Here is a 25,919-nt window from a genome sequence, read left to right on the forward strand (position 1 = left end):
TTGACACCCACCGTGAGAGGTGTTCAGGCGTGATGCCGTGCAGGCAGATCCGTCACGGCGAGGCGAAGCCGCGCGGCCGGCGTGGCCGGTGCCGGCCGTCGGGGGTCGCGCCGGCGCCGCGCGCGGCGCGAGGCCCGCGGTTCAGCGCCGCAGCCGCGAGCAACAGTCGTCGGCCTCGGGAGCGGCGCTCGCGGGCCGCGCGCCGCTCGAGTCGGACAGATCCTCCTGCTCGTCGGGGTAGCGGATGCGCTCGTCGCCGGCCTTGGCGCCCCGCCCGGTGTTGCGCCCCTTGGGCTCTTCCCAGTCCTCCTGGCGCCCGAGCGCGGTCAGATCGAGGAAATAGTATGACCCGCCGGTCGACTCCGTGCCGCGCCCGTAGGTCGAGTAGGTGTGGTACACGCGCTCGCCGTCGCGCAGGAAGCAGCTCAGCCCGTGCAGGTCGAATGGCTGCTCGCCGCCGAGATAATACGCGGAGCCCGCCTGTTCGTGCTCGGCGGGCGTACGGTAGTTGTACTCCACCGGCGCGACCGACTCGTCCAGCGTGACGTGGTAGTCGTGGTTGAAGCGGCTGCCGTCCGACGAGTACCAGGGCACGGGCCAGCCCATGCGCGCCTTGAACGGCGCGATCTTCTCCCAGGGAGCGCGCGAGATGAACGCGAACGTGGTGTCGACCTGGTGCAGGTGCCGCAGGTGGCCCTTCGAGATCTGATCGGCGAAGCCCGAGCAGCTCGGGCAGCCGCGATCCTTGGGTTTGCCGTCCTCGAACAGCCACATGAAGTGATAGACCATCAGCTGCTGCCGGCCCTCGAACAGATCGAGCAGGCGCAGCCTGCCGTGGGGCCCCGAGAACTCGTACGGCTCGGTCACCTCGACCATCGGCAGGCGCCGGCGATCGGCGTTGAGCTGGTCGCGCGCTCGCGTCAGCTCCTTCTCGCGGATGAGCAGCGCCTTGCGCGCCTCCAGCCACTCGGCGCGCGAGACGACGCGCGGTAGTTCGATCCGGGTCATGGGTAAGTCTCCATTGTCATCGGGAACGGGCCGCGCCCGGTGCGGGTGCTGCCGGGGATGGGTCCGAACGATGGACTGCCGGAGCGCGCGGAACTCATCGGTGCATCGTCGAAAAAGGTGTCGCCGGCCGCTCTTTGTATTTCGGCTTATATTTGCGAGGTTTCGCGGGGATGGCGCTCTTCTCGAACGTGCTCCGGGCGACGGTCCTGAGCCTCTTCGGCGGCCTCGGCCTCGGCTGTGCCTCCCGGGATCCGCTCGCTTCGGCGGCGGTGCCCTCGGAGCCCGCCGATCTCGTGACCAGCACGCGGGTGGTCCACGCTGCGCACGCGGGTGGTCCACGCCGGAGCCGCAGCGGCGGTCCTCGTTCCGGCGCGCCTGCGGCCTCATACCTGGGCCCGGACACACGGTCCACGAGGAGGACGCCATGAAGCGACGATGGGAGAGAGCGGGTATCGAGACGAGCGCGCTGGGCCTGGGGTGCTGGGCCATCGCGGGGAAGTGGAACGACCCGGGCGCGAGCTGGGAATGGCACGGCACCGACGACGCGGAGTCGATCCGGGCCATCCGCGCCGGCGTCGACGCCGGCGTCACGCTGCTCGACACCGCGGACGTGTACGGGGCGGGGCACAGCGAGGTCCTGGTCGGGAAGGCCATCCAGGGGATCCGCGACCGCGTCACCCTGGCCACCAAGTTCGGGCACCTCTTCGACGAGGAGAAGCACGCCAACCTGGGCACGACCGACGCCAGCCCGGCGTACATCCGGCGTGCCGTGGAGGGGAGCCTGCGGCGGCTGGGGACCGATCGAATCGACGTCTACCAGCTCCACATCTGGGAGTACCCACCGGAGAGAGCCGGCGAGGTGGTGGAGGTGCTCGAGCAGCTCGTGAAGGAAGGGAAGATCCGCACGTACGGCTGGAGCACCGACGTGAAGGCCTCGGTCGAGGCCTTCGCCCGCGGCCCGCACTGCGGCGCGGCCCAGATCCTGCTCAACGTGTTCGAGGGGAACGAGCGGCTGATCGCCTACGGCGAGGGCAAAGGGATGGCGCTCCTGTGCCGGAGCCCGCTGGCCATGGGCATGCTCTCGGGCCGGTACACGAAGGGCGAGACCTTGCCTCGCGGCGACGTGCGGACCAGCAACTTCGAGTGGATCACCTGGTTCACGGACGGCAAGGTGAACCCCAACTACGCCCGCCGCCTGGAGGCCGCTCGCGAGATCCTGACCAGCAACGGCCGGACCCTGGTTCAGGGCGCGCTGGCGTGGATCTGGGCCAAGAGCCCGAACACCATCCCCATCCCCGGCTTCAAGAGCACGATCCAGGCCGTGGAGAACGCGCGGGCCATGGAGAAGGGGCCGCTCACCGCCGAGCAGGCGCGACAGGTGGCGGAGCTGGTGGCGTACGAGGATCGGAATCTGTAGGGCCGCCCTTCAACTCCGCCTGTCCTGAGCGCAGCGCCGCAGGCGCGGAGACGACGGGCTCAGGGCGAACGGCTCTCACGGCCTGCGTTCCGCTCGACGAGGGCTCCAAGCAGCGTGAGGCCCTCGTCGAGCTTCTCGTCCGCCACATTGCCGTAGCCGATCACCAGCGCGTCGCTCTCGCGCGGCGGCTCGGCCCGGAACTCGGCCTCGGTCGAGATCCGCAGCCCCTCCGCGCGGCAGAGGTCGGCGAAGGTCGGGCCGAAGTGCCGCCCGGCGAAGCGGACGTGCAGGTGAAAGCCGGTCTCGCTGCCGCCGGTGCGGACCTGATCTCCGTACCGGGCCTCCAGGAAGGCGAGGATCGCTTCCATCCGGGCGCGGTAGCGCCGCTTCATGGCGAAGATATGGCGCTCGAGGTGGCCCTCCTCGATGAAGCGGGCCAGCGTCCGCTGGTGCGGGATAGAGCCCCGGAGGTTGGTGCGCCGCACCAGGTCCGCGATCGGGCCGACGAGGTGGGGCGGGGCGATGAGGTACCCGACCCGCACGAAGGGCGCGAGGCATTTCGAGAAGGTCCCCAGGTAGACGACGCGCTCGGCGTCGAGCGCGGCGAGCGGCGGGACCGGGCTGCCGCGGAAGCGGAACTCGGAGTCGTAGTCGTCCTCGAGCACCAGCCCTTCCGCCGGGGCGCAGAGCTCCAGGAACTTCACCCGTCGCTTGAGCGGCAGGAGCGCGCCGGTCGGGAACTGGTGGGAGGGCGTCAGATAGAAGAGCGCGCCGCGGGGCACCTCGCCCAGGCCGGACGGGAGCGCGCCGACGTCGTCGACGTGCACCGGGCGGCAGCGGAAACCGGCCGACGCGAAGACGTCGCGCGCGAAGGTGAGCCCGGGCTCCTCGCAGAAAAGGGTCGTGGCGGGGAGGAGCCGCGAGAGCAGCGACAGGGAATGCGAGGTGCCAGAGGTGATGCAGATCTGCTCCGGATCGGCGGCCAGCCCGCGGAACCGGTACAGGTAATCGGAGATGGCCTGGCGCAGACGAACATCGCCGAGCGGCGGGCCGTAGGAGAGATCGGCGGCGTGCGCCAGCGAGAGCGCGTCCTCGGCGGCGCGGCGCCACGCCTGCCGCGGGAACCTCGCGAGATCGGGGATGCCGGGGGTGAGGTCGAAGCGGATGGTGGGCCGGCGCCCCCGGGGGGTGGCCGCCCCCGAGACGCTGGCGTGCGGCGTCCGCACCGGCAGCGCGGTGGCGTAGGTCCCGTGGCCCGCGCGGGTCTCAAAATAGCCCTCGCCGGTGAGCTGCTCGTAGGCGTCGGTCACCAGCCGCCGGGAGATACCCAGCTCCGCCGCCAGCTGGCGCGAGGGCGGGAGTTTGGCGCCAGGCGCGAGCTCGCCGGCGACGACCGCCTTGCGCAGCCCGTCCGCGAGCTGGAGCGCCAGCGAGCGCCGCGAGGCGCGATCGAGCACGATGCCGAACACGGGACCGATACTAGTGCTGCGCCACCCTGGAGCGCCACCGCAACTCCGTGGGCTGCGGGGTGCTCCCGCGGCTGCTCGGAGCGTGGGCAAATCAAGCCGGATCGCAGCGCGAGGAAGTGTAACGCAGCAAGCCGAAAGGGTGGGAACGCGAGCGTCGTGATGGCTCCGTCCGATCGCACATGTGCCGCGCAAGAGCTCATCTGACGTCGCAGGGCGCGGTCCGATGCGCTTGCGCGCCAACGTGGGCGACTCGCCGAGGCGAGCACCCCCGCGTACTTGACGGTGTGAAAGCGCGGCGCTCGACGTCCTCCTCGACGTCGTGCTCGATCTCGAGATGCCCGTGCCGCCGGAGGTAACGGAGCATCCGCCCGACGGCGTGCTCTATGACCTGACCGACCTCGCGTTTTCGCAGGTGACCGAGCTCGTTCCACACGAGCTCGGCAGCCCGAGCAGCCGACCGAGCGCCTCGTGAACGACCCGCGCCGCCACCTCGTCCCCGAGGGCGACGGCGCGGCTCAGGGTGCTGGCGAGCGAGGCGACCACGGCCGACCGGGGCGATGGATCGGTCACGGCGAGCTCCCCAGGCCCGGGGCTTGACCATTGGGCCCGGGTTGGGTCCACGCCCTCCGAACGGGTGCGATCCGTCGCCACGCCCTCCCGAAATCCCCGCGGAAGCGACGGATCGCCACGGTTCGTCCCCGCGGAACAGTCCCGCCAGAAACATCGGTCGATGACGAGCGGTCGCCGGAAACAGTAGCGATTTTCATGGTTTCCGCCTGTCTCCCCGCCGAGGGCGGCTCCGATGTGGCCCAACGGGGCGCCCTCCGTCGCCGCGTCGTCAACGGGGCCGCGTTCACTCCACAGTAGGCGGCGGCAGGAACAGGGTGGGCCGCCGGTTCCGCCCCTTGCAAGCTGGGCACTCGAGGAGGTCGATCGCAAATGTGCGGCGCAGGAGCTCGTCCCACGGCCGATAGCCGCCACGCGCCGGGGTGCTCGGCTCGACGCAGATGACCTCGCGGGTCATCACCTCCACGACCAGGGTGATGGCCGGATTGCGCCGGGCCAGGATCACCCGCGTCATCACGTCCCGTTCGCTGAGGATGCCGCTCGGGGACGAGTCGATGCTCACGAGCAACGCGCCCACGTGCCTCGCGCACATCAGGGCGGGCGGGTGGTCGGCATGATCTCGATCGGCGATCTCGTGCACTGGGCGAGCCGCGAGCAAGAGGCCGAGATCAAGATGCTCACCGAGTACGTACAGGGCCTATATAAGGGGCAATCCCCCGCGGCGGCCTCCAGCGGACGCGCGCGGGGCGCGTCCAGGGGGCGACGCGGCGATCGGCGGGAGCGCGCCCTGCGCTGGTATCGAGCAGTCCCTCAGCGGCCGCCGCACGGGCCATCCAGGACGGCGAGCCAGGCTCCGCCCTCGCAGACGAGGGCGACAGCTCTTCCGTGACTATCCTTGACGCAGACGTCCTCGTCCGTGTCGGCGCAGGCACAGCCGACCGCGCCGAGATCGTACGCCCTCTCGAGGTTCTGCGTGGGGCTGAAGCACACGGGAGGGAGAGGCGCGCACGGGCCGTCCTCGACGGCGTCCCAGCGCCCGTCGTTGCAGACGAGGGCGACCCCGCGCCCGGTGCTGTCATCGACGCACACGTCCTCGTCCGCGTCGGTGCAGGCGCAGCCGACCGAGCCTGGCTCGTACGCCGTGTCGAGGTTCTGCGTGGGGCTGAAGCACACGGGAGGGAAAGGCGCGCACGGGCCATCCTCGACGGCCTTCCAGCGCCCGGCGTCGCAGACGAGGGCGACGTCGCGCCCGGTGCTGTCTTCAACGCACACGTCCTGGTCCGTGTCGGCGCAGGCGCAGCCGACGGCGCCTGGCGCATACGCCGTGTCGAGGTTCTGCGTGGGGCTGACGCATTCGCCACCGTCCCCATCCACGGTACAGGAGAACATCTGCGCTGACAGGACCACACCGGCCAAGAGCCTTGCTGAGAGTTTCATAATTCACCTTCCTCTGCGCAACGGAATTGCAAGATGAGGGCCGCCGAAAAAAAGCCCGGGCACTCCAGCTCTTGCGGGTGGCATGGCTGTCACGCTCTGGCACAACTCGCTGAAATCGTGCGGTGATCGCTGTCGTGTATTCCGGCCGTGATCCGCGGGCCCACGGGGCGGACAGGAGGAGCCGAACGCGTGAGCCGCGGCGCTGCCCGGCCCACGCGTCTGCCGCGCTGGCGCTCGCATCGGCGGCCGCCCGAGGCCGGCTCGTTCGTGCTCGGCCTCGTCGTCTCAGCGCTTCGCCGCTTCCTTCAGCGCTGCCAGGGTCGCGACCGGGCCCGCGGCGCCGGCGCCGTGCGCCCCGACGATCCGCTCGACGTCCAGCTTCAGGCGGGTGATCGCGTCGTAGAGCTCGCCGGCCGACTTCTCGTTGATCGGGTCCCCAGGGCTGAAGAGGTCGGCGTTGAAGAGGAGCTTCTCCGCGGGCAGGTACACGACCACCATCCCCTGCGCGTGCTCGGTCTCGATCACGTGGAGCTCCACCTCCCGTCCCGCCGGATCGGTGAGCCGCTTGAGGGACTCCACCTCGTCGATGGCGACCGGGACCTTCGCCTGCTCCAAGCGGTCGGGGCTGACAGTGTGCGCTCGACCAGCACGACGTGATCGCTCATCTCGATGAGCAAGCTGTGGTGGGTGGTCCCTGTCAGGAGATGAACGCCCGGGGCGAGCTCCGCGGACTTCGGGGTGCCGGTCTGTATGTCGTAGAAGATGGGCAGTCCCATGAACTCGAAGCTGAGGAGCCACTCCGACGAGCGCTGCGCGAAGGCGGCGTGCCCGTGGTCGTGGGGCGCGGCCGAGGTGTCCCCCAGCAACGCGTAGAAATCCGCGTCCGTGCCGACGTTGAGCTCGATCTTCGAACGCACCTCCTTGTGGATATCCAGGCCGTCGACCCGGAGCGTGACGGCGTGGGGCAGCGTCAGAGCGTCGACCTTGCGGTAATCTCCGTAAATCGCCTCGACGGTGGCGTCGCCGACGGGGGGATGATCCTCGGTGGTCTCGCTCTTCACGGGCAGGTGGCTCGCCGGGTCGAGGAACATCCGGACGTCGGGGCGCCCGGCCAGCGTGATCCGCAGGACCTCGAGCTCTTTCCCGTCGACCTCGGCCAGGCCGTCGGCCCGGATCCCTCTCTCCTCTGCGAGCGCCCGGCGGAGGAGGCGCAGCGGCGACACCAGGTCGGCGTGCTTCTCCGCGCTGGCGACGCGCGCGGCCGGGATCGCCAGAGGGGGCGTCGGCCCGACCGCGAAGACGTTGTCATGGCCGGCCACGTAGCCGCGCCCGCCGCTCCTGACCTCGGTGAAGGCGAGCTCCGCGCGCCTCGGGAACGCGACGTCGACGTTGAGCTCGGTGCGCGCCCTGTCCGCTCCGAGCTCGGTCGTCGCCGTCATGGTGAACTCCGAGACCAGCCACGTGGTGCCGGGGACGCTCGACTCGCCAGGATCGAAGCGCTCCCCGCTGGCCGTGATCCTCTCGTTGGTGGTTGCCTCGATGGCGTCGCGCCCGCCGAGCGCCGCGACGAGCCTGTCGGTCGGCGAGCCCGCGTCCCCGCCGGCCGTGCCGCCGTCGTTGCATGCAGAGAGCGTCAGGACCCCTGCCAGCGCCGCACGCGCGGCGACGACCCCCAAACCCGTGCGTCGATGGACGCTGCTTTGAGCTGTTCGCATGTTGTCCTCGTTCGAATCCAGATGACCCGACGGGAGGATGGCCACGGCGTCATCGGCGGCCATGTCCTGGAAGACACGGTGCATGTCCTGCCGAGCGCGTAGGTAAAAGAAGCCGGATCGCAGCGCGAAGCAGTGTAGCGCGTAGGTAAAAGAAGCCGGATCGCAGCGCGGGCACGTAGGTAAAAGAAGCCGGATCGCAGCGCGAAGCAGTGTAGCGCAGCAAACCGAAAGGGTGGGACCGCGAGCGTCGTGATGGCTCGGTCCTGGGCCGAAAGAGCGTGGTCCGGGCGGCGCCGAGCGCGCTACGGGGCGCATCGACGTGCCGTGGGCACACGTGTCCGTCCGGGCTTTGGTCTGGCCCGGGAGGCGCGTCGCGAGACGCTATGCGGCGTCACCGGGCGCCTTGCGGCGCAGAACGGTGCTCTTCCAGTACGGCGGCCCTCGGTTGGGAGAGCGAGCAGGGACGTCGGTCGGCTCGCCGAGCACGGAGAGGAAGCGGGCGAGGTTCCTTCGCTCGGTCACCATGGCGACGAGCTTCATCCGCCCCTTGCAAGCTGGGCACTCGAGGACATCGATCGCAAATGTGCGGCGCAAGATCTCGGCCCACGGTCGATAGCCGCCACGCTTGCGTTTCGGAGCGGCGTCATCGTCCGCCTTCGTAGGCTCTTGTGGCTTCGCAGGGCGCAGTCCGATGCGCTTGCGCGCCAACGTGGGCGACTTGCCGAGGCGAGCACGCCCGCGTACTTGACGGTGGGAAAGCGCGGCGGCGGGACGCTGGCCGCGAGGCGGCACAGGAGCGAGAGCGGATCCATGTCCACCGCGACAGTCCCGTCAGCGAAGGCGCGCTTGAGCGACAGCCGCACCAGGCCGTCCTGCTGCGGCTCGACGCGCTCGTTTGCGATCGGGGGTCGCAGCACGTAACGCAGCAGCGCCTCCCTCGCCGCGGCATGGTGCGCACCGGCGCGCGTCGCTGCGTGCAAGGTGAAGCCGTCGAGCGCAGCGCACAGCGGCTTGTCGTACGCGAGCGCGCTCGGACAATACGACGAGAGCCCGCGGAGCCATTGCGGGGCGACGACGTGTGGCGCGGCTCTCGTCCCGAGACGGCGGAAGCACAGAGCGCGGCCTCGGGCTCGTCGTCCTCCTCGACGTCGTGCTCGATCTCGAGATGCCCGTGCCGCCGGAGGTAACGGAGCATCCGCCCGACGGCGTGCTCTAGGACTTGACCGACCTCGCGCGTTCGCAGGTGACCGAGTTCGTTCCACACGAGCTCGGTGCCGTCTTCGTGATAAGCCCCGTCGAGGAAGACCACGTGCAGGCTCACCGAGGTGGAACCGCCGCTCGCCGCGCCGGAGGAAGCGTCCTGCTCGGGGTCGGCGCAGGCGGCGTCGAGCAGCGCAAAGGCGAGCAGCGCGCCCGCGATCGTCCAATGTTGCGACATGGCGTTCTTCCTTGCTGCCTTGGTGGCTGGAGGAGGATCGAGGATACCGAAAGCCTGGTTCGCCGAGAAGCGATGAATCGTGGTCTGCGTGTAGGTGTGGCGTGAGCGATGGCCGACAGAGGTCCTGATAGAAGCAGACTGCGGGACTATAAATTTGACGCCCCACTGCGCCGGGACCATGCTCCGGCGCTGGTATGAAGCATTGTAACCAATACGGTAGATGGCTGCTGGTCGCAGCCCTGACCATCCCTGTTCCCGCCTGCGGGGACGACTCCACGGATCCCCCGGCTGACGCGACAGGGGCGGGCGGCTCCGGCGCAGGCTCCACCACCGGCACCACCGGCACCGCCGGTGGCGGCGGCGACGGCGGCTCCGGCGCGGGCTCCACCACCGGCACGGCCGGCGGCGGCGGCGAGGGCGGCTCCGGCGCGGGCTCCACCACCGGCACGGCCGGCGGCGGCGGCGAGGGCGGCTCCGGCGCGGGCTCCACCACCGGCACCGCCGGCGGCGGCGGCGAGGGCGGCTCCGGCGCAGGCTCCACCACCGGCACCGGCGGTAGCGGCGGCGCGGGCGGCTCCGGCGCAGGCACCACCACCGGCACCAGCGGCAGCGGCGGCGCGGGCGGCTCCGGCGCCGGCTCCACGGGCACCGCCGGCGGCGGCGGCGAAGGCGGCTCCGGCGCCGGCTCCACCACCGGCACCGCCGGTGGCGGCGGCGCGGGCGGCGAGAGCGCGTCGGTCGAATGGCCGACGGTGACGAGCGAGATCGCGCTCGACCCGGAGATCGAGGACGCCATCGCCGAGCTGCTCGCGCAGATGAGCGTGGCGCAGAAGGTCGGCCAGATGGTCCAGCCCGAGATCCTGGCGATCACGCCGGACCAGGTCCGGGAGTACCACATCGGCTCGGTGCTGAACGGCGGCGGCTCCTGGCCGGGCCGCTCCAAGCACGCGACCGTGGCCGACTGGGTCGACCTCGCGGACGCCTATTACGCGGCCTCCATCGACACGAGCGGCGCGCCCGGCGAGCACCTCGGCATCCCCGTCATCTGGGGCGTGGACGCGGTGCACGGCCACAACAACGTGATCGGCGCGACGCTGTTCCCGCAGAACATCGGGCTCGGCGCCATGAACGATCCCGATCTCATTGAGGAGATCGGCGCCATCACCGCCGCCGAGGTCGCCGTCACCGGGCTCGACTGGGCCTTCGCCCCCACGCTCGCCGTGGTGCGGGACGATCGGTGGGGCCGCTCCTACGAGGGCTACTCCGAGGATCCGGAGATCGTGAGGAGCTACGCGGGCCGGATGATCCGGGGCCTGCAGGGCCGGCCGGCGGACAGCGCGGACCTGTTCAACGGCGCGCACGTGGTCGCGACCGCCAAGCACTTCATGGGCGACGGCGGGACCGAGCAGGGCAAGGACCAGGGCAACACCGTCTGCTCCGAGGAGGCTCTGCGCGACATCCACGCCCAGGGCTACCTCTCCGCGCTCGCGGCGGGCGCGCAGACCGTGATGGCGTCGTTCAGCAGCTGGAACGGCGACAAGATGCACGGCAATCAGTACCTGCTCACCGACATCCTCAAGGGCCAGCTCGGCTTCACCGGCTTCGTCGTCGGCGACTGGAACGGGCACGGCCAGCTCCCGGGTTGTAACAACACGCGGTGCGCCGCGGCGATCAACGCCGGGGTGGACATGATCATGGTGCCCAACGACTGGATGGCGTTCATCGAGAACACCATCGCCCAGGCGGAGAGCGGCGAGATCCCGATGGCCCGCATCGACGACGCGGTGACCCGGATCCTGCGCGTGAAGATGCGGGCCGGCCTCCTCGGCCCCAGGGCGAGCAAGGGCGCCCCGTCGACCCGGTCGGTCGCCGGCGACGCCGCGCTCCTCGCCGCGCCGGAGCACCGGGCCGTGGCGCGCGAGGCCGTGCGCAAGTCGCTCGTCCTGCTCAAGAACAAGGGCGATGTCCTGCCGCTCAGCAAGTCGATGAACGTCCTCGTGGCCGGCAAGACCGCAAACAACATCCAGAACCAGTCCGGCGGCTGGACGCTGACCTGGCAGGGCACCGGCAACACCAACGCCGATTTCCCGAACGCGCAGTCCATCTACGCCGGCATCGAGGAGACGATCACGGCCGCCGGGCTGAGCGGCGCTGCGACCCTGAGCCCCGACGGCACCGCCGCGGCCGACACCTTCGACGCCGCGATCGTGGTCATCGGCGAGACGCCCTACGCCGAGGGCCAGGGCGATATAGGCAAGTTCGAGACGCTCGAGCACGCGAACCTCTACCCCGAGGACCTCGCCGTCATCGAGACCATCCGCGCCCAGGCGCCGAGCGTGCCCATCGTCACGGTGTTCGTGTCGGGCCGCCCGCTCCACACCAACAAGGAGCTCAACCGGTCAGACGCGTTCGTGGCGGCCTGGCTGCCGGGCAGCGAGGGCGGCGGCGTCGCCGACGTGCTCTTCGGCGATCACGAGTTCCAGGGCAAGCTGTCGTTCTCGTGGCCCTCGGCCGACTGCCAGACGTCCATCAACAGGGGAGACGGCGAGGAGCCGCTCTTCGCGTATGGCTATGGCCTCGTGACCACCGACGCCGACGCGCTCGGCGACGATCTGCCCGAGGTCTCCACGGGCCACGGCTGCGATGCCCCGGACCCGGGGGCGGCCGGCACCACGAGCGAGCCGCTCGAGATCTTCGTGGATGGCGAGGACAAGGGCGACTACGTGCTGCGCATCGGCGGCCCCTCGAACTGGGGCGGCATCGACGTGGGCATGGGGGCCACCCTGCCCGGCGGCGAGGTCAGCGTGAGCACGATCGACGGCGAGATCCAGGGCAGCGCCAAGCAGGTGACCTGGAGCGCGACGGGCCAGATCTACGCGCAGGTCTCGGCGGGCGCGCCCGGGGTCGATCTGTCGCCTTACTACAACTCGGAGACCTCGATCGTCTTCCGGGCGCGCGTCGATGCTCCGCCCGAGGGCCCGCTGGTCACGCTGTCAGCCCACTGCGTGTATCCCTGCCTCGGCGACATCAACATCGCCAATACGCTGACCTCCATCGCGGACGGGGAGTGGCACGAGGTCTCCGTCCCGCTGAAGTGCCTGACGGACAACGGGCTCGACATCACCAACGTCAACACGCCCTTCCTCCTCTACTCGGAGTCGCCGATGGACGTGGCGATCGAGGACGTCCGCTGGGAGCCCTTCACCGCCGGCCCCACCCCCACCTGCACGTTCTGATCCTCTAGAGCGGCGGGCCCCCGCTTCGGATACGGGCCCACCTCGACGTTTTCGGTGCTCAGCTCCCTTTCGTGCGCTTCCGCGCCGAAAACACCGATCTGGGCCCGTCTCCTGTGCGGGTGACCGCCGCTCTGTTTCTCATGTACCGGACGCGGCTGAGCACCGCTCCCGGGCGCCTTTCGGGCGCCCCGCTTCACCCCTGGAGCGCCGGCCGGGCCGCCGCCGCGCGTGCCGGGCGCCTCCCGCGGCCGGCGTCGCTGCCGCGCGCCGCCGCCGCTCGGGTGGTGTACCCGGCGATGCGCGCGTAGCGCGTAGGTAAAAGAAGCCGGATCGCAGCGCGAAGCAGTGTAGCGCAGCAAACCGAAAGGGTGGGACCGCGGGCGTCGTGATGGCTCGGTCCTGGGCCGAAAGAGCGTGGTCCGGGCGGCGCCGAGCGCGCTACGGGGCGCATCGGCGTGCCGTGGGCCCACGTGTCCGTCCGGGCGTTGGTCTGGCCCGGGAGGCGCGTCGCGAGACGCTATGCGGCGTCCCCGGGCGCCTTGCGGCGCACAACGGTGCTTTTCCAGTACGGCGGCCCTCGGTTGGGAGAGCGTGCTGGGACGTCGGTCGGTTCGCCGAGCGCGGAGAGGAAGCGGGCGATGTTCCTTGGCTCGGTCACCATGGCGACGAGCTTCATCCGCCCCTTGCAAGCTGGGCACTCGAGGACGTCGATCGCAAATGTGCGGCGCAGGAGCTCGGCCCACGGTCGATAGCCGCCACGCTTGCGTTTCGAAGCGGCGCCTTCGTCCGCCCTCGTAGGCTCTTGTGGCTTCGCAGGGCGCGGTCCGATGCGCTTGCGCCATGGCCTGCTCCGCCGGGTTGGGACAAGCAAACGCGTTCCGCAACGTCAAGATTCCCGGAGCCGTTCCTGGCTCGTGCAGTCCGACTGTACGAGATCATTGACAGAACGGGCCTTGTGCGATCAGGCAGGTCTTCCACGCCTGAAACACCTGGGATTACCGCGACGTCGCACCAAGCGGAAGGCATGTTACCGTACGACTGTACCCTACTGGCTCGACAAAGTACCCGAATTTCTGGGAAGATAGACCCTATGGGGAAGAACCTGACCTGGAAGACTCAGGACCGTCTCTCCGTGGTCGTGCACAACGAGTGTGCGCCCACGGATCTTGAGTGGAACATCTATCTCAATCACGTGCGTGAGAACGTGAACATTCCCAATCTGAGGGTCTTGGTGTGGACCGATGGTGGATCCCCTGATGGGCGGCAGCGTAAGGCCATGGAGGTGGTGGCACGTCAGGGCTATCCCAACCCTCCGCCGCTCGCGGTGGTGACTCAGAGCATTGTCGTGCGGGCGGTGATGAAGCTCGCGTCCATCTTCAATCCGCATATCCGCTGCTACTCCCCCGATCAGATCTCCTTGGCGTATATGTATCTGGGGCTCACTCCGGCCGAGCGCGACCTCGCCTCCCAGCTCATGAGGGAGCTCAGAGGGGAATTACGCAGCACGAGGATCGCGTCATGAGTCCTCGTACTGCCAACGAGCCATGTTGCCGCGGCAGGCGCGGGAGCCATGGCGCTCCGACGCCACCTCTTGCCTCGACACCCACACGCTCGAAGTGATCGAGGCCGTTGAGCAGCACCTCCGGTGGTATCGACTCGATGCGAGGCGCTGGGGGGCTCGGCCTGCGACGGAGCTGGCGCCTGAGCGCGGGTCAGCGCCGACGCAGGGCGTCGGCGACGCCCTGCTGCAGGGTGCCGCACGTCGTGATCCCGGTCAGATCCATGCCGGCGCGGACGATGTGCTCGGCGACCTCCGGGCGGATCCCGGTGAGGATCGCCCGCGCCCCGAGGAGGCGGACGGCCCGCGTGGCGCGCAGCAAGGCGTCGGCGACCTGCTCGTCCACGTCGGGCACGCCCGTGATGTCCAGGATGGCGACCCGCGCGCGCCTCTCGGCGACGCCGCGCGAGAGGACCTCGATCACGGCGCTCGCCCGCTCCGGGCTCACCGCGCCGATGAGCGGGAGGATCAGCGTGTCGTCGGTGATCGGCAGCAGCGGCGTCGAGAGCTGCGCCACCATCGCCTGCTGGGCGAGGAGCGCTTCCCGCTGCACGAGCGCGACGCGGGTCGCCTCCTCCGCCCGCCTCCGGTCGGTGATGTCCCGGATGATCGAGACCCTCACCGACCGGCCCTGATAGGGGACCTTCCGGCCGCGGACCTCCGCGAAGAACCGGGAGCCGTCTTTCCGGAGGATGTGGTGCTCGTACGTCACCTCGCTCCCGGAGCGGACGTGATCGATCACGATGTGCCGGTCCTCGGGCGCCGCGAAATCCAGGGCGCTCCGGCCGATCATCTCGTGGGCCTGATACCCCATGAGATCCTCGACGCGAGCGTTCACCTCGACGAGGATCCCCTGCTCGCTGATGGCGATGACGTCCGGCGAGGCGTCCACGAAGCGGGACAGCCGCTGCTCGGTCTCCGCCAGCCGCGCCACGGTCTGCTGGTGCTCCGCGAGCGACCGCGTCAGCTCGTCGACGCGACGCCGCAGTTCCTCCGCGTTCTCCCGTGCATCGTGTTCCATCGTCTTCGTAACCCGGACTGTCCCGCCGCCCCTCGCTCCGGCCTCGCGCGCTCGGCGAGCAGGCGCCGGCGACCACGCAGCCCGGCGCTGGCCACGGGAGGGGCGAGCGGATCGAGGCTACAGGCAGCGCAGGACGTTGTCGCGCACGAGCTGCCAGATGGTCTCGGGGATGTGGCCCAGCCAGCAGACGTCGCGCTCGACCGGCGCCTCGGCGTCGTCGAGCGGGTCGTCGGGGCTGTAGGCGAGCCGCCACAGCCGCTCCCTCACCGAGCCGTTCCGCTCGATCACGAAGCGCTGGACGAGCTTCGTCGCCAGCTCCTCGCCCTCGACGTCGAGCAGCAACGAGGGCGGCGCCACCTCGATCTCGCCCGCGCCGCGCAGCGGCTGGAGCCGCACGTACGCCCCCTTCGTGAGCTCTCCTTCGTCCGGCGGCTCGAACCCCGCCGCGCGGTCATGCGCTGCCGGGCCCCGATCCTGGACTTGCGATGAAGCTGTCCTGGTAGCCCGGGTCCTCCACCTCGATGGCGTCTGCGGTGGCCGAGAGCGGGCGGATCGTGTCGAGCATGACCGCAAGCTCGCTCGTCCCGCGGCTCCCCAGGCTCGCCTCGTACGCGCCCGGGTGCGGCCCGTGTGGAACGCCCGCGGGGTGGTGGGAGGTGCTGCCGGGGCCGACGCCGCGCCGCGAGGTGAAGTCACCGCTGCAATACAGGATGACCTTGTCGCAGTCGACGGACAGGTGGTGCTTGCGCGGAGGCAAATCAAGCCGGATCGCAGCGCGAGGAAGCGTAGCGCGGCAGAGCGAAAGGGTGGGACCGCGAGCGTCGTGATGGCAGGGCGCGGTCCGATGCGCTTGCGCGCCAACGTGGGCGACTCGCCGAGGCGAGCACGCCCGCGTACTTGACGGTGGGAAAGCGCGGCGGCGGGACGCTGGCCGCGAGGCGGCACAGGAGCGAGAGCGGATCCATGTCCACCGCGACAGTCCCGTGAGCGAAGGCGCGCTTGAGCGAGAGCTGCACCAGGCCGTCCTGCTGCGGCTCGACGCGCTCGTTTGCGATCGGGGGTCGCAGCACGTAACGCAGCAGCGCCTCCCTCGCCGCGGCATGGTGCGCACCGGCGCGCGTCGCTGCGTGCAAGGTGAAGCCGTCGAGCGCAGTGCACAGCGGCTTGTCGTACGCGAGCGCGCTCGGACAATACGACGAGAGCCCGCGGAGCCATTGCGGGGCGACGACGTGTGGCGCGGCTCTCGTCCCGAGACGGCGGAAGCACAGAGCGCGGCCTCGGGCTCGTCGTCCTCCTCGACGTCGTGCTCGATCTCGAGATGCCCGTGCCGCCGGAGGGTTCGGAGCATCCGCCCGACGGCGTGCTCTAGGACTTGACCGACCTCGCGCGTTCGGCTCGGGCGCTACCTGCAGAGCGATCCGATCGGCTACGAAGGCAGCCCCGTCAACCTGTATGCCTATTGACCCAACCCGCTCGTCCAGGTCGACGTGCTCGGCCTCGACCACGATGGGCAGTCGAGCAAGTCCAACGACCAGGACAAGAGCAAGCAGGACAAGCCGCCAAAGGACAGGGACAAGAACCCCAGCGAGGACGCACCCCCGACGCGCGGAGATCCAGTCGAGATCCGGAGCAAGGCGGGCAAGCCGATCGGCACCTGGATGCCTGGCGAGAGGCTGGAGATCAACCGGGTGGGCAAGAATAAGCCACCGCTTTATGGGGGCAACACCATCAAACTCGATCCGAACAAGACGACCACGCTGACGGGCAGCCTCAGCGATGTCAACGTCGTCGTCGAGCGAGGCGCCCGTGCCCCGGGCCTGACTGCCAGCGGCGAGATCCTGGAGGCATAAACATCCTCCGCTCGCCGAAATGGGGTGAGATCCAGGAGAAGCACAAGCCAATCCTCGACGCCGGCGATGAGCAGCGCTACTGGCGCACCGTGTCGGATGAATTCTGGGAGACAGCGAACAAGCCATGGCTAGACGATGCAGTTGCCCGCGGCGACAATTTTCGGTTCGTGTCGGATCCCAAAGACCCGAGAGCGACACACTACTACGATGACGATGGCGCGCCGATCATGCACAATGGCGAACACGTCAAGTCCATCTTCGGACGTGAAGTAGACTACCTCGAGGCCAACGGCTATACGTTTCAGCCAGATGGAACTGCCGTGAAGGGAACATAACATGACTGATCCTGCGTTCATGACCGAAAAGGTGCTTGGTGATGTACTGGCCGAGTTCGAGTGGCTTGCCCCCTACACGTTGAACGACGAAGACCTGCCGGACGGCATTGACGTCGCCTTTCCGAGGTGCAGCCTGTTCTTCTCCGAAGATTGGACGGGCTGCGTCCATGTCGCGTTCAGCGCTGAGCACACTGGCCTCGATGAAGCCGTCGACATGAGGGGCGTACGCGAGGTGTTGGGCGGTGGTAAAACGCCTGGATTGATCAAGGACATCGCTGGACCAGGCTCATCGAAGAAGGTCCAGAATCAGATCCGAGACCTGGCGAAAATATTGCTCAACGAGTTCGCGTCATCGCTCGTGGGTGAATATGCATGGATCCCTGCGTACACGTCCGTTCTCGCCCGAGAGAAGCAGAGCCGCGAGGGAGGGCAGGGCGCATAGCTAGATAGTCGTTCAATGGTTGATGAGGTGCGCATGTCTCTCATCTCGCCGATGGATGGCTCGGTGCCGGCGTATGCGAGCGGGCGCTCGTCCTTGGCAAGCCAATCGCGAGCAGTCTCAATGAGAACGTCAAGAATCTGCTCGACGCTCCCCGTGGCGTCGGCAGTTCCGCCATGGCGGCGCCATGCAGCATCGCGGCGAGAGGGTCGTCGCCTGCGCACGCCGCCGCGCTTGCCTCCCGGCACAGGCCTGGTGCTTGCCAACATCACTTTCCGGATGCCTCCGGGGCGCTTCGGCACGCAACCACCGCGCGCGGGCGATCCCAGTAGAGCCTGCGGGCACTGGCGAGCGGCAAGGCTCCGGCAGCGAGTCGACGCGGGCGGCGGGCTCGACGTTCGGCCCAAGCTTGCTCACCGCTCCGGTGCCACCGGCAGCCCGAACAGCCGACCGATCGCTTCGTGAACGACCCGGGCAGCCACCTCATCCCCGAGGGCGACGGCGTGGCTCAGGACGCTGGCGAGCGAGGCGATCACCGCAGCCCGACGTGCCGGCTCGGTCACGGCGAGCTCCCCAAGCCCGGGGCTTGGCCCTTGGGCCCGGGTTGGGCCCATCCCTCCCGAGGGTGTGCGATCCGTCGTCACGCCCTCCCAAAATCCCCGGGGATGCGACGGATCGCACCGGTTCGCCCCCGCGGAATCGTCCCGCCAGAAACACCGACGATGAGGCAGCCCTGAGGTCAAGGGCTTTAGCGCTCTCTTTCCGCGGCTGGTCGGCTTCGGCTCGGCATTGGTAGCGCTCGGTGTCGTCAGTGCAGGTCGTTTCGGCATGGACGTCTCCCTTCGCCCCGGTGGGGCGTCGTTACGGTTGGACTGGAGCGCCGCGTCGCGTCCGCAGGAGCGAGCTGTGGCTCAATCGACGATCCGCATTCACAGGCCGGCAGTCGCCTTGGTGGCCTGGATGCACGCTGTGGTCCGAAACGGGATCGTGGAGGCGCAATCTGTCGAACGGCGTGTTCGACCCAGAGGTGGATCACCCTCGGTGTTTCCGCGCTCATCCACGTAGCCCTCGTTCACGCTCCTGGCGTGGCGCGCTCGTGGCGCATGTCCCCCGGGTGGGGGAAGTCAGTTCATCGAGGTCCTCCTTGAGGTCGAGGTCGGCCTCGATGGATCCGCTGCCGCGGCGGCGTCGAGTCCCTTGTCGATCGACCGCTGCCGGCGGCGCGCTTTGACCGTGGCTTGCTTCATGGCCTGTGCCTGCTGCTCGACCGACTGCGCCTGCAGGCGCAGGCCCTTGGCCGAGGCGGCCGCTGCGCTCTGTGCGTCGTAGAGCGTGCCGTCGCGCCACATGGCCCACAGCACCCCCGAAAGCCGCCGCGCCAGCGCCACGACCGCGATGTGTCGACCCCGGCGTTCGGCAATGGCATCGGCCCATCGACGCAGCGGGTCGTCGCCGCTCTTGTTCTTATGCCGCAGGATCGTGTGCGCGGCCTGCGTCAGCAACGTGCGCAGGTACGCGTTGCCTTGCTTGGTGATCGCGCCCAGCCGCCGCTGGTCGCGCCCGCCGGAGGTGTCCTCCAAGGGAACCAGACCCAGGTAGGAGGCGAGTTGGTGGGCGTGGTGAAAGCGCTTGGCTTCATCCACGACCGAGACGAACGCGGCGGCGACGACCAGCCCCACGCCGGGCGCTGTGGTCAGCCGCGCGATCACCGGCTCGTGGGCGCACAGCTGCTCGAGCGCGGCATCGACCAGCGCGATCTGGGGGTTGAGCACCTCCAGCGCGGTCACCAAGGGCCCGATCAGCTGACGGGTCCCGGCCGGCAAGGCGGCCTCGCTCAGCCGCGCGAGGAAGCCCTCGGTGGTGCAGGTCGCGAGCTTGTGTCCGCAGGCGCGCAGCAGGCCGCGCACGGTGGTGACATACTGGGCCCGCGTCTCGACCAGAGCGCGCCGGACGGCCAGCTGGTGACGAATGGCCCGCCGGTGAGGCGACAGCACGTGAGCGAGCGGAATGCCCCCGCGCTCGACGGCGCGCGCCAGCGCCTCGGCATCGAGGCGATCATTCTTGCGGCCGTGCTGGCCAATGCCGAGCTGACGTGCTCGCGTGGTATCGACGACCAAGACGTCGTGACCCCAGTCGCGGAGTTTGTCGTGAACCACCCAGGCCTCGCGGCACGCCTCGATCGCCACCCGGGCCGGCGAGGACGACGGACCGAGGACATCCTGGAGCGAATCGAGCGAGCGGACCGTGCGTCGTAGCACCACGGCCCCGCCCGCCACTTCGCAGAACGAAATCTCGTTGACCCCCAGATCCAGCGCTACACTTCGCATGGCTGACCTCTCGTGGGCCCCCGTCAACTGCGTCATCGAACGCGTGGGGGTGCCTGCAGGCACCCCTGCAGGCGAGAGGTCAGCCACGTTGCTTGCTGCTTCGAGCGGCTCTTTCCTGCGCGCTCCAGCACGCTCTGCTGCCGCTGGGCTGACCTCCACGGTGCTGCGGGCTGTCTTCGCAGGCCCCGCCGCGCGAACGCGTCGAGCAGAAGCTCGGGTCGGTGCGGTCGGCATCGTGGGTCCAGGCGCCGCGTGGGCTGCCTCATCCCATCTGTCGATGAGGAGCGGCGGCCGGGAACAGCAGCGATTTTCGTAGCTTCCGCCTGTTCGCCGCCGAGGACGGCTCCGGTGTGGCCGAGCGGGGCGCCCTCAGCCGCCGCGTCGCCCGCGGTGAAGGGCCCGCGGCATCACCGGTCCCACCCTGCAGCCACGCCGCACGCGCTGGTTGACATAGAACACCTCATGCGACCAGGCAGGCCTTCCACGCCTGAAACGCCTTCGATTTCCGCGACGCAGCACCAAGCGGAAGGCGTCCTGACGTAGAGCTGTACCCTGCTGAGCGTCAACCGCGCGGCGGTTCGACGCGAGCCGCGAAGGAGGTCGCCATCACTCCCAGCCGGACACGCCGTTCGTGTCGCGCAGGATGGCGTGGACGGCGCGCACCTGACCGCCGGACATCTTGATCATATGCATGTCCAGATGCCCGTCCGTCATGAAGTCGAAGATGGTGAGACCGATGGCGATGCCGCGCACCTCGTCGGCCAGGATGACGCGCGGGATGAAGGTGCCGCCGGACCCAGGATCGCCGGCGCTGCAGGATGCTCCGGTGCGGCAAGAGAAGTTGCCGCCCCCGTTCTCCAAGCGCTTGCAGGCTCCCGTGACGTCGCAGACGCCGGAGGGGAACGCGCGGAAGTACTTGTCGATCCAGCTCGTCAGCTCTTCCCGGGTGGCCCGCTCGGCCTCCGGGACCTCGTCGTGCCAACCGATCTCGTCCGAGATGGCGATGATCGCGGCGGGATTCGAGGCGACCGCGAACGATGCCGTGTAGTCGCCCGGGCGGACGACGATCGTCTCGATCTCCGTCAGCTCCGAGCCTTCCACCTTGATGCGGAGGGCGACGGGAAGATCCCTGCCGCCTTCCGGGATCACCGCCTGAGCGCCGGCGCTGCACGCCTCGGTATCCAGGGCACGCTGCGAATACTTCACCTCGCCAGCGTCCCTCCAGAAGTCCGTCGTGCCGATCTCGGCCTGCTTGCCGTTCTCGGTGAACTTCACGCCTTCTGCCAGGGGTAGGCTGGAAGGATCTCCGGCGGCGAGGGCGGCGAAGTAGTCGTCCAGGAGGCCATCCAAGAGCTCGCGCGTGCAGGCGCCACCCGGAGCGCCGCCCGCCCCAGTCGCTCCGCCGGTGGCCGCTCCGGAGCCACCGCCGCTGGAGGTGCCGCCGCTCGGCCCCGCGCCGCCGGTCGACGTCGCGCCGCCGCTGGCGCCGCTCGATGAGGCGCTGCCGGTCTCTTGCGGCGTGCCGCCGGCGCCTCCCGCGGAGCTCTGGCCGCCCGAGCCCACCGCGCTGCCCGAGGCTCCACCACCTCCGGTCCCGCCCGTGGCGTCACCGTTTTCGCCAGGGCCGCAAGCGCCCAGCGTCAGGGCGAGGGCGACCCCGAGAGAGAAAAACGAGCTAGGGTTCATGCGCTACCTCTGCGCTGGATCAAAGCTCGCCGCTGAGCGTCGGCGCTGTCCAGTCGATGTGGTCCAGGTGGTTGGGCTTGTTGGGGAGGTCCGTGGCGAAATTGCCCGTCGCCGTAGCGTTGCTGCCCTTCAGGAACTTGTCGATCATGGCGTTGAGGGATGCAGTGTACTGCGAGCGCCAGCTGCAGTGGCTCCCACCTGCGCCCGTATAGGCGATGTGGTCTCCGACGCCGAGCGCCTCGAAGATCATCTTGCCGACGTTGGCGGTGACCCACGCCGAGTTCCGATCGAGCCCGTTGTACATGGTGCTCGGATTGTCCACGATGTAGAGGCCGCGTGGAGCGATGAGGCCCATCATCTCGTGCATGTCGACGGGCAGCTTGTTCGTGTTGTCGGCCCCAGCGTTGTTGCCCGTGGTGAACTGACCGAGCGCCACCTCCGAGAGCCAGCGGACGTAGCTGATGCCATGATAGGGCCATTCGGAGCCGCTGTAGCTATCGAGCACCTCGACGAGGCGCAGGCCGATCGTGCCCCCGAGACCCGACTCCACCGGGATGGTCAAGGCGATGCGGTTGTCGAGCACGCCGGCGACGAAGGCACCCTTGCCCCAGCGCGAGCAACCCGTCACACCCACCCGGCGTGGATCGATGACGCCGGGGTTCTGCTCCAGGACGTCGAGGACGCGACTGATCTGCCAGGCCTGTGCCGTGAGGTAACCCGCGGGATGATCCGAACCGTACACGCTGTAGAACGGCCCGTTCTTCGCGCCGCTGGTGCCTTGCGACTCGACCGCGGTGAAGGTGATCGTCGCGACGCCGCTCGGAACTGGCATGCCGCTCAGGCCGCCGTAGCCGATGATCGCCGGGGCGGGCGCGGTCGCCCCGTTCATGTTCACGGTGAGGTTGAACGAGGCGCTGCCGCTGCCATCCTTGACCTCGACCGTGATCCTGCTGTTGCTCACGGTACCGGACACGGCTCCCTTTGCCGGGACAGGCTTGTCGCCGTAGATGAACTTGTAGGCTTGCTGGAGGATCTCTTCGCGCCGGCAGGCCCACTCGCTCTTGCTGGCGATGCGGTTGCCGTCCATCTTCTTGAAGGGGTCCGGCAGCTTCGAGTTCGCCGTGAGCGAAGCGACGCTTGGCATCGGTCCGACGGTGCACCCGGCTCCAGGGTTTTCCACCTCGCCCCACTCGGCGCTCACGGCGTTGCCGCCGTCGCCACTGCCCCCGGCACCACCGGTTCCCGGCGCTCCTCCCGTTCCGGCCGGGCCCCCGCCACCGGTGCTGGCTTCGCCCGTCGTCACGTCGCCGCCCGTCCCGGTCGGGGTACCGCCCGAAGAAGAGGACGATCCACCAGTGCCCGTCGGCGTCCCTCCGGTGCCGGTGCCGGTGCCGCCCCCCGTGCCGACTGCAGAGCTTCCTCCTGGACCGATAGGATCCGATTCGCCTCCGGTGGCGCAGGCGGCAAGCATCCAAGGCAGCGCTGCGAACAAGACCAAGGAGATCGTGGGACGTGCAGTGCGTAGACGCATGTTGAGCGCTCCTCGTGCGGGGGGTCGTCAAGCAGGCTCCCGCCGGGGTCGGGCGATGGGATGGCGGACGAGGGCCCGACCCGCGAGTGCCGCCGAAGTTATTCCCCACTTTGCCGGTCGTCTTCAAGCTGATTTTGTGCTACTTTTCGTAACAATCGCGCGCTGCACGTGCCGCTCAGGTGGACTGTTCTCGGGCACGATGAAAGAATACTTTGACTTCTACGCGAAGGTATTAAGATGCACGAACGAGTTCTCGCAGACGTTCGGCGAATGGGCGCTTACGAGATCCGCGGAGGAAGAAGGGGGTGTGAATGACCTCGCAGGGGGCGAGGCTCGCCCAGGGCGCCGAAGCGGCAACTCCGCGCCCTGAGGTACATCTCGCTCCCGAGCGGGCCGTGGCCGAACTCGTGACCGGGAGCTGCGGTGACACTCCCTTGAGCCACGGGCCCCTGCTCCGGGAGGACTGGAAACAGGGACCGGGTTCTCGTCGACGCGACACGCTCGCTGCGGACTCTCGAAGGAGGGAGGGGGGCGCGCGGCGTTGCACGTGATCTGAGCCAGCTCACCCGGGCTCCCGGTAACCACACGACGGCATGGTCTCGTGATCGCTCGCGAGCGTGAGCGCCTCCGTCTCCGCACCCGGTCCAGCAGAGGCAACGGAGGCGTCGACATCTCTCTCCGGAGCCTTGCCGGACTCCTGCCGGGCGGAACCAGGGGGGCGGTGCGGCGGGATCGGGGTGGATAGGGGGCGCGGCGGCGGGCATCCAGGACGATCCTTCGCCGGCCAGCCTGCTTTCCGGCGGATCGGCTACTGAAGGAGCATGGGAACCGCCGAGCCACACCCCCCAAGCCGCCGGCTCAGGCTCGTCTCCTCCCAGGGCGCCGGGGGGCAGGGCGCCGGGGGCCAGCCCTCCCCCGCGACCGCCAGCGACGAGGAGCTCCTGCTTGCCTTCCAGCGGGGCGAACGAGGGATCGGCCTGCGCCTTTACGAGCACCTGCTGCCCGTCGTCGACCGGACCCTCTACCGCATCCTGGGTTGCCGCGAGCAGGACCACGCCGACCTCGTGCAGGGCGCGTTCGAGCAGATCGTGAGCACACTTACCAAACGCCGGTTCGCGGGGGAGTGCAGCCTGGCGGGCTGGGCGTCGGTCATCGCCTGCCATGTCGGCCTGAGCGCGCTGCGCGCCCGCCGGCGCGAGCGCAAGGTCATCGATCGCACGCCGGGGTCGCCGGAGCTCGACGCCGAGCCCGAGCCGCCTTCGCAGGGCGCCGACCCCGAGCGAGAGGTGAGCGCGCAGCGCGATCTCGAGGCCCTGCGCCGGCACCTCGCGGCGATGGACGGCGACCGCGCGGCCGCGCTGCTGCTCCACGCCATGGGCTATTCTCTCAAGGAAATCGCTGATTTGACAGGTGTTTCCGTGGCCGCGGCCCAGTCGCGGCTGTCGCGGGGGCGGCGGGAGCTGCAGGCGCGCTTTGAACCCGAGGCGGCGGCGCGACGCGACCCCGCTCGACCCGAGGAGCCACGATGAAGCAGGACGACGTTGACGCCACCCCGAACGAGCGCGCCGCGGCGGCCGGCGTGGACGGCGTGGAGGCCTCGCTGCGGGCGCTTGTCGAGCAGCCGGTGCCGCCGCTGCCCAGGGTCCAGGCGAGGTACCTCCAGCAGCGGATCGCCGGCCGCATCGATCAGCTCGCCGCCGAGGCGGCGGAGCGGCGCGCCCGCGGCGCCCGGCAGAAGCGGGCCGCCCTCGCCGCGGCGGCGCTGGCGGCCGCCCTGACCGCGGCGGCCGCCGGCGTCTTCATCATGGTCCGGACGCGCGAGGCCCCGCCCGCCGCGGCGCAGGTGACGGCGCTCGAGGGCTCGGTCGAGATCGCGGCCGAGGGCGCCACCCGCTCGCCGCCGTCGCTCTCCCTCGTGCCGCTCGCGAGCGACGAGGAGCTGCGGACCGGCGAGGGCGCGCGGGCGAAGGCGTCGCTCGCGACGGGCGCCACCGTCGAGGTCGGGCCCTCGACCCGCGTGAGGTTCGCGCCGGTGGGCGCCGGGCGCGACCGCGCAGGCGACGTCGTCGCCCTCGAGCAGGGCAGGATCGCCGTCGAGGTGCCGCCGCTGCCGGCGGGCATGAGCCTGTCGGTGCACACGTCGGACGCCGTGGTCACCGTGCACGGGACGCGCTTCTCCGTCGAGCGGCGGCCCGACGCGGCGGGAGAGCTGGCCGAGACGCGCGTGTCGGTCGTGGAAGGGCGGGTCGCCGTGCGCCGCGGCGAGGTCGAGCGCTTCCTGAGCCCAGGCGAGACGTGGTCGTCCCGCGACGAGGAGCGCCGGTCGGACCGGCCCGCCGACGGACAGCCGGGCGACGCGCCGGCGCCGCCTCCCGATGGGCAGGACAGCGCCGCCGGCGAGGGCGGCAGGGGCGACAAGGCCGGCGAGGGCGGCGCCGGGGAGCCGCGCGCGCCGCGCGACGCGCGCGAGGCCCCGGCGCGCACCTCGCTCACGGCCGAGAACGAGCTGCTCCAGGGCGCGATGGCGGCGCGGCGGCGCGGGCAGCCGAGGCGGGCGCTCGAGCGGCTCGATCTCCTCCTCGCCCGCTACCCGGACTCGCCGCTCGCCGAGATCGCCCGCGTGGAGCGCCTGCGCGCCATCGAGATGCTCGGCGACAAGGAACGGACGGCGGCGGAGGCGCGCCGGTACCTCAAGGACTACCCGCAGGGCTTCGGGCGCGAGGAGGCCACGTCCGCCTCCCGCCCCGGCGGCGCTCGCCCCTGAGCGCCCGCGCGCGGGGCCGTCTCGATTTTTTTTTGACGAACCCTGCCTGCTCCCGGCGCCTCCGGCGACTTTCACTTCATCGAGGAGATCATCGCGCCGGCGATCGGGTTCGCCGGCTGCG

At 69.8% G+C, this 25,919-nt stretch carries 27 protein-coding genes and 1 pseudogene; 11 read left to right on the plus strand and 17 right to left on the minus strand.

Features of this window, described 5'->3' with window-relative positions; all coding sequences use genetic code 11:
- Positions 1 to 141 precede the first annotated feature (141 nt).
- Positions 142 to 1,008 carry a DUF899 domain-containing protein gene (locus tag WMF29_RS11465; RefSeq protein WP_437328870.1) on the minus strand — a complete coding sequence of 289 codons (867 nt, stop codon included), beginning with the start codon at positions 1,006 to 1,008 and terminating at the stop codon, positions 142 to 144.
- A gap of 424 nt (positions 1,009 to 1,432) precedes the next feature.
- Between WMF29_RS11465 and WMF29_RS11470 the strand changes: the two genes are divergently transcribed.
- Positions 1,433 to 2,425, plus strand: coding sequence for an aldo/keto reductase (locus tag WMF29_RS11470; RefSeq protein ID WP_437328871.1), 993 nt, complete (start codon positions 1,433 to 1,435; stop codon positions 2,423 to 2,425).
- 59 nt (positions 2,426 to 2,484) lie between these two features.
- Here WMF29_RS11470 and WMF29_RS11475 read toward each other — a convergent pair whose 3' ends face one another.
- The 8 genes from WMF29_RS11475 to WMF29_RS11510 all read right to left on the minus strand — a co-directional run bounded on the left by WMF29_RS11475 (position 2,485) and on the right by WMF29_RS11510 (position 8,728).
- A complete protein-coding gene (locus tag WMF29_RS11475; protein ID WP_437328872.1) occupies positions 2,485 to 3,894 on the minus strand; it encodes a PLP-dependent aminotransferase family protein in 1,410 nt (469 codons plus the stop codon).
- Positions 3,895 to 4,275: 381 nt separating this feature from the next.
- The gene (locus WMF29_RS11480) at positions 4,276 to 4,464 is read right to left on the minus strand and encodes a hypothetical protein (protein WP_437328873.1); all 189 of its coding nucleotides are present in this window, start codon (positions 4,462 to 4,464) and stop codon (positions 4,276 to 4,278) included.
- A 283-nt stretch (positions 4,465 to 4,747) separates the two neighbouring features.
- Positions 4,748 to 5,053: a hypothetical protein gene (locus tag WMF29_RS11485; RefSeq protein ID WP_437328874.1), complete on the minus strand. Its 306-nt coding sequence runs from the start codon at positions 5,051 to 5,053 to the stop codon at positions 4,748 to 4,750.
- Positions 5,054 to 5,271: 218 nt separating this feature from the next.
- Positions 5,272 to 5,898: a hypothetical protein gene (locus WMF29_RS11490; RefSeq protein WP_437328875.1), complete on the minus strand. Its 627-nt coding sequence runs from the start codon at positions 5,896 to 5,898 to the stop codon at positions 5,272 to 5,274.
- Between the two features lie 285 nt (positions 5,899 to 6,183).
- Positions 6,184 to 6,423: a hypothetical protein gene (locus WMF29_RS11495; protein WP_437328876.1), complete on the minus strand. Its 240-nt coding sequence runs from the start codon at positions 6,421 to 6,423 to the stop codon at positions 6,184 to 6,186.
- Positions 6,420 to 7,613, minus strand: coding sequence for a hypothetical protein (locus WMF29_RS11500; protein ID WP_437328877.1), 1,194 nt, complete (start codon positions 7,611 to 7,613; stop codon positions 6,420 to 6,422). Before WMF29_RS11500 ends, WMF29_RS11495 begins: the two co-directional genes overlap by 4 nt.
- Positions 7,614 to 7,994: 381 nt before the next feature.
- Complete coding sequence (locus tag WMF29_RS11505) at positions 7,995 to 8,207, minus strand: hypothetical protein (protein WP_437331267.1); 213 nt, start codon at positions 8,205 to 8,207, stop codon at positions 7,995 to 7,997.
- A complete protein-coding gene (locus WMF29_RS11510) occupies positions 8,150 to 8,728 on the minus strand; it encodes a transposase (RefSeq protein ID WP_437331105.1) in 579 nt (192 codons plus the stop codon). Before WMF29_RS11510 ends, WMF29_RS11505 begins: the two co-directional genes overlap by 58 nt.
- Between WMF29_RS11510 and WMF29_RS11515 the strand changes: the two genes are divergently transcribed.
- From WMF29_RS11515 to WMF29_RS11530, 4 genes are all read left to right on the plus strand, one after another.
- Positions 8,692 to 8,829 carry a hypothetical protein gene (locus WMF29_RS11515; protein ID WP_437331268.1) on the plus strand — a complete coding sequence of 46 codons (138 nt, stop codon included), beginning with the start codon at positions 8,692 to 8,694 and terminating at the stop codon, positions 8,827 to 8,829. The two genes, WMF29_RS11510 and WMF29_RS11515, sit on opposite strands and share 37 nt — an antisense overlap.
- A 3-nt stretch (positions 8,830 to 8,832) precedes the next feature.
- Complete coding sequence (locus WMF29_RS11520) at positions 8,833 to 9,156, plus strand: hypothetical protein (RefSeq protein WP_437331269.1); 324 nt, start codon at positions 8,833 to 8,835, stop codon at positions 9,154 to 9,156.
- Positions 9,157 to 9,245: 89 nt separating this feature from the next.
- Positions 9,246 to 12,287, plus strand: a complete 3,042-nt coding sequence (locus tag WMF29_RS11525; protein WP_437328878.1) for a glycoside hydrolase family 3 protein — start codon at positions 9,246 to 9,248, stop codon at positions 12,285 to 12,287.
- Between the two features lie 1,090 nt (positions 12,288 to 13,377).
- Positions 13,378 to 13,809, plus strand: coding sequence for a hypothetical protein (locus WMF29_RS11530; RefSeq protein WP_437328879.1), 432 nt, complete (start codon positions 13,378 to 13,380; stop codon positions 13,807 to 13,809).
- A gap of 190 nt (positions 13,810 to 13,999) precedes the next feature.
- Here WMF29_RS11530 and WMF29_RS11535 read toward each other — a convergent pair whose 3' ends face one another.
- From WMF29_RS11535 to WMF29_RS11550, 4 genes and pseudogenes are all read right to left on the minus strand, one after another.
- Positions 14,000 to 14,866: a PAS domain S-box protein gene (locus WMF29_RS11535; RefSeq protein WP_437328880.1), complete on the minus strand. Its 867-nt coding sequence runs from the start codon at positions 14,864 to 14,866 to the stop codon at positions 14,000 to 14,002.
- Positions 14,867 to 14,983: 117 nt separating this feature from the next.
- A complete protein-coding gene (locus WMF29_RS11540) occupies positions 14,984 to 15,262 on the minus strand; it encodes a hypothetical protein (protein WP_437328881.1) in 279 nt (92 codons plus the stop codon).
- Between the two features lie 55 nt (positions 15,263 to 15,317).
- Positions 15,318 to 15,605, minus strand: a pseudogene (locus WMF29_RS11545) (homogentisate 1,2-dioxygenase); the annotation flags it as partial.
- Positions 15,606 to 15,624: 19 nt separating this feature from the next.
- A complete protein-coding gene (locus WMF29_RS11550) occupies positions 15,625 to 15,999 on the minus strand; it encodes a transposase (protein ID WP_437328882.1) in 375 nt (124 codons plus the stop codon).
- Between the two features lie 98 nt (positions 16,000 to 16,097).
- Here WMF29_RS11550 and WMF29_RS11555 point away from each other — a divergent pair, with 98 nt between their 5' ends.
- The 4 genes from WMF29_RS11555 to WMF29_RS11570 all read left to right on the plus strand — a co-directional run bounded on the left by WMF29_RS11555 (position 16,098) and on the right by WMF29_RS11570 (position 17,493).
- Complete coding sequence (locus tag WMF29_RS11555) at positions 16,098 to 16,235, plus strand: hypothetical protein (protein WP_437328883.1); 138 nt, start codon at positions 16,098 to 16,100, stop codon at positions 16,233 to 16,235.
- Positions 16,236 to 16,353: 118 nt separating this feature from the next.
- Positions 16,354 to 16,716: a hypothetical protein gene (locus WMF29_RS11560; protein WP_437328884.1), complete on the plus strand. Its 363-nt coding sequence runs from the start codon at positions 16,354 to 16,356 to the stop codon at positions 16,714 to 16,716.
- Between the two features lie 89 nt (positions 16,717 to 16,805).
- The gene (locus WMF29_RS11565; RefSeq protein WP_437328885.1) at positions 16,806 to 17,051 is read left to right on the plus strand and encodes a hypothetical protein; all 246 of its coding nucleotides are present in this window, start codon (positions 16,806 to 16,808) and stop codon (positions 17,049 to 17,051) included.
- Position 17,052: 1 nt separating this feature from the next.
- Positions 17,053 to 17,493 (plus strand): hypothetical protein, encoded by a 441-nt coding sequence (locus WMF29_RS11570; RefSeq protein WP_437328886.1) that lies wholly within the window; start codon positions 17,053 to 17,055, stop codon positions 17,491 to 17,493.
- A gap of 410 nt (positions 17,494 to 17,903) precedes the next feature.
- Here WMF29_RS11570 and WMF29_RS11575 read toward each other — a convergent pair whose 3' ends face one another.
- The 4 genes from WMF29_RS11575 to WMF29_RS11590 form a co-directional block, all read right to left on the minus strand.
- On the minus strand, positions 17,904 to 18,053 hold the full coding sequence (locus WMF29_RS11575) for a hypothetical protein (protein ID WP_437328887.1): 150 nt from the start codon (positions 18,051 to 18,053) through the stop codon (positions 17,904 to 17,906).
- 561 nt (positions 18,054 to 18,614) lie between these two features.
- A complete protein-coding gene (locus tag WMF29_RS11580) occupies positions 18,615 to 19,817 on the minus strand; it encodes an IS110 family transposase (RefSeq protein WP_437324568.1) in 1,203 nt (400 codons plus the stop codon).
- A 606-nt stretch (positions 19,818 to 20,423) separates the two neighbouring features.
- On the minus strand, positions 20,424 to 21,503 hold the full coding sequence (locus WMF29_RS11585) for a hypothetical protein (RefSeq protein ID WP_437328888.1): 1,080 nt from the start codon (positions 21,501 to 21,503) through the stop codon (positions 20,424 to 20,426).
- A 19-nt stretch (positions 21,504 to 21,522) separates the two neighbouring features.
- Positions 21,523 to 22,647: a glucuronyl esterase domain-containing protein gene (locus WMF29_RS11590; RefSeq protein ID WP_437328889.1), complete on the minus strand. Its 1,125-nt coding sequence runs from the start codon at positions 22,645 to 22,647 to the stop codon at positions 21,523 to 21,525.
- Positions 22,648 to 23,855: 1,208 nt separating this feature from the next.
- Between WMF29_RS11590 and WMF29_RS11595 the strand changes: the two genes are divergently transcribed.
- Positions 23,856 to 24,563: an RNA polymerase sigma factor gene (locus WMF29_RS11595; RefSeq protein ID WP_437328890.1), complete on the plus strand. Its 708-nt coding sequence runs from the start codon at positions 23,856 to 23,858 to the stop codon at positions 24,561 to 24,563.
- Positions 24,560 to 25,798, plus strand: coding sequence for a FecR domain-containing protein (locus tag WMF29_RS11600; protein ID WP_437328891.1), 1,239 nt, complete (start codon positions 24,560 to 24,562; stop codon positions 25,796 to 25,798). The genes WMF29_RS11595 and WMF29_RS11600 overlap by 4 nt, the downstream gene beginning before the upstream one ends.
- Positions 25,799 to 25,919 lie beyond the last annotated feature (121 nt).

Origin of the sequence: Sorangium sp. So ce381 (genome assembly GCF_051473845.1) — a bacterium.
GTDB classification, from domain to species: Bacteria; Myxococcota_A; Polyangia; order Polyangiales; family Polyangiaceae; genus Sorangium; species Sorangium atrum.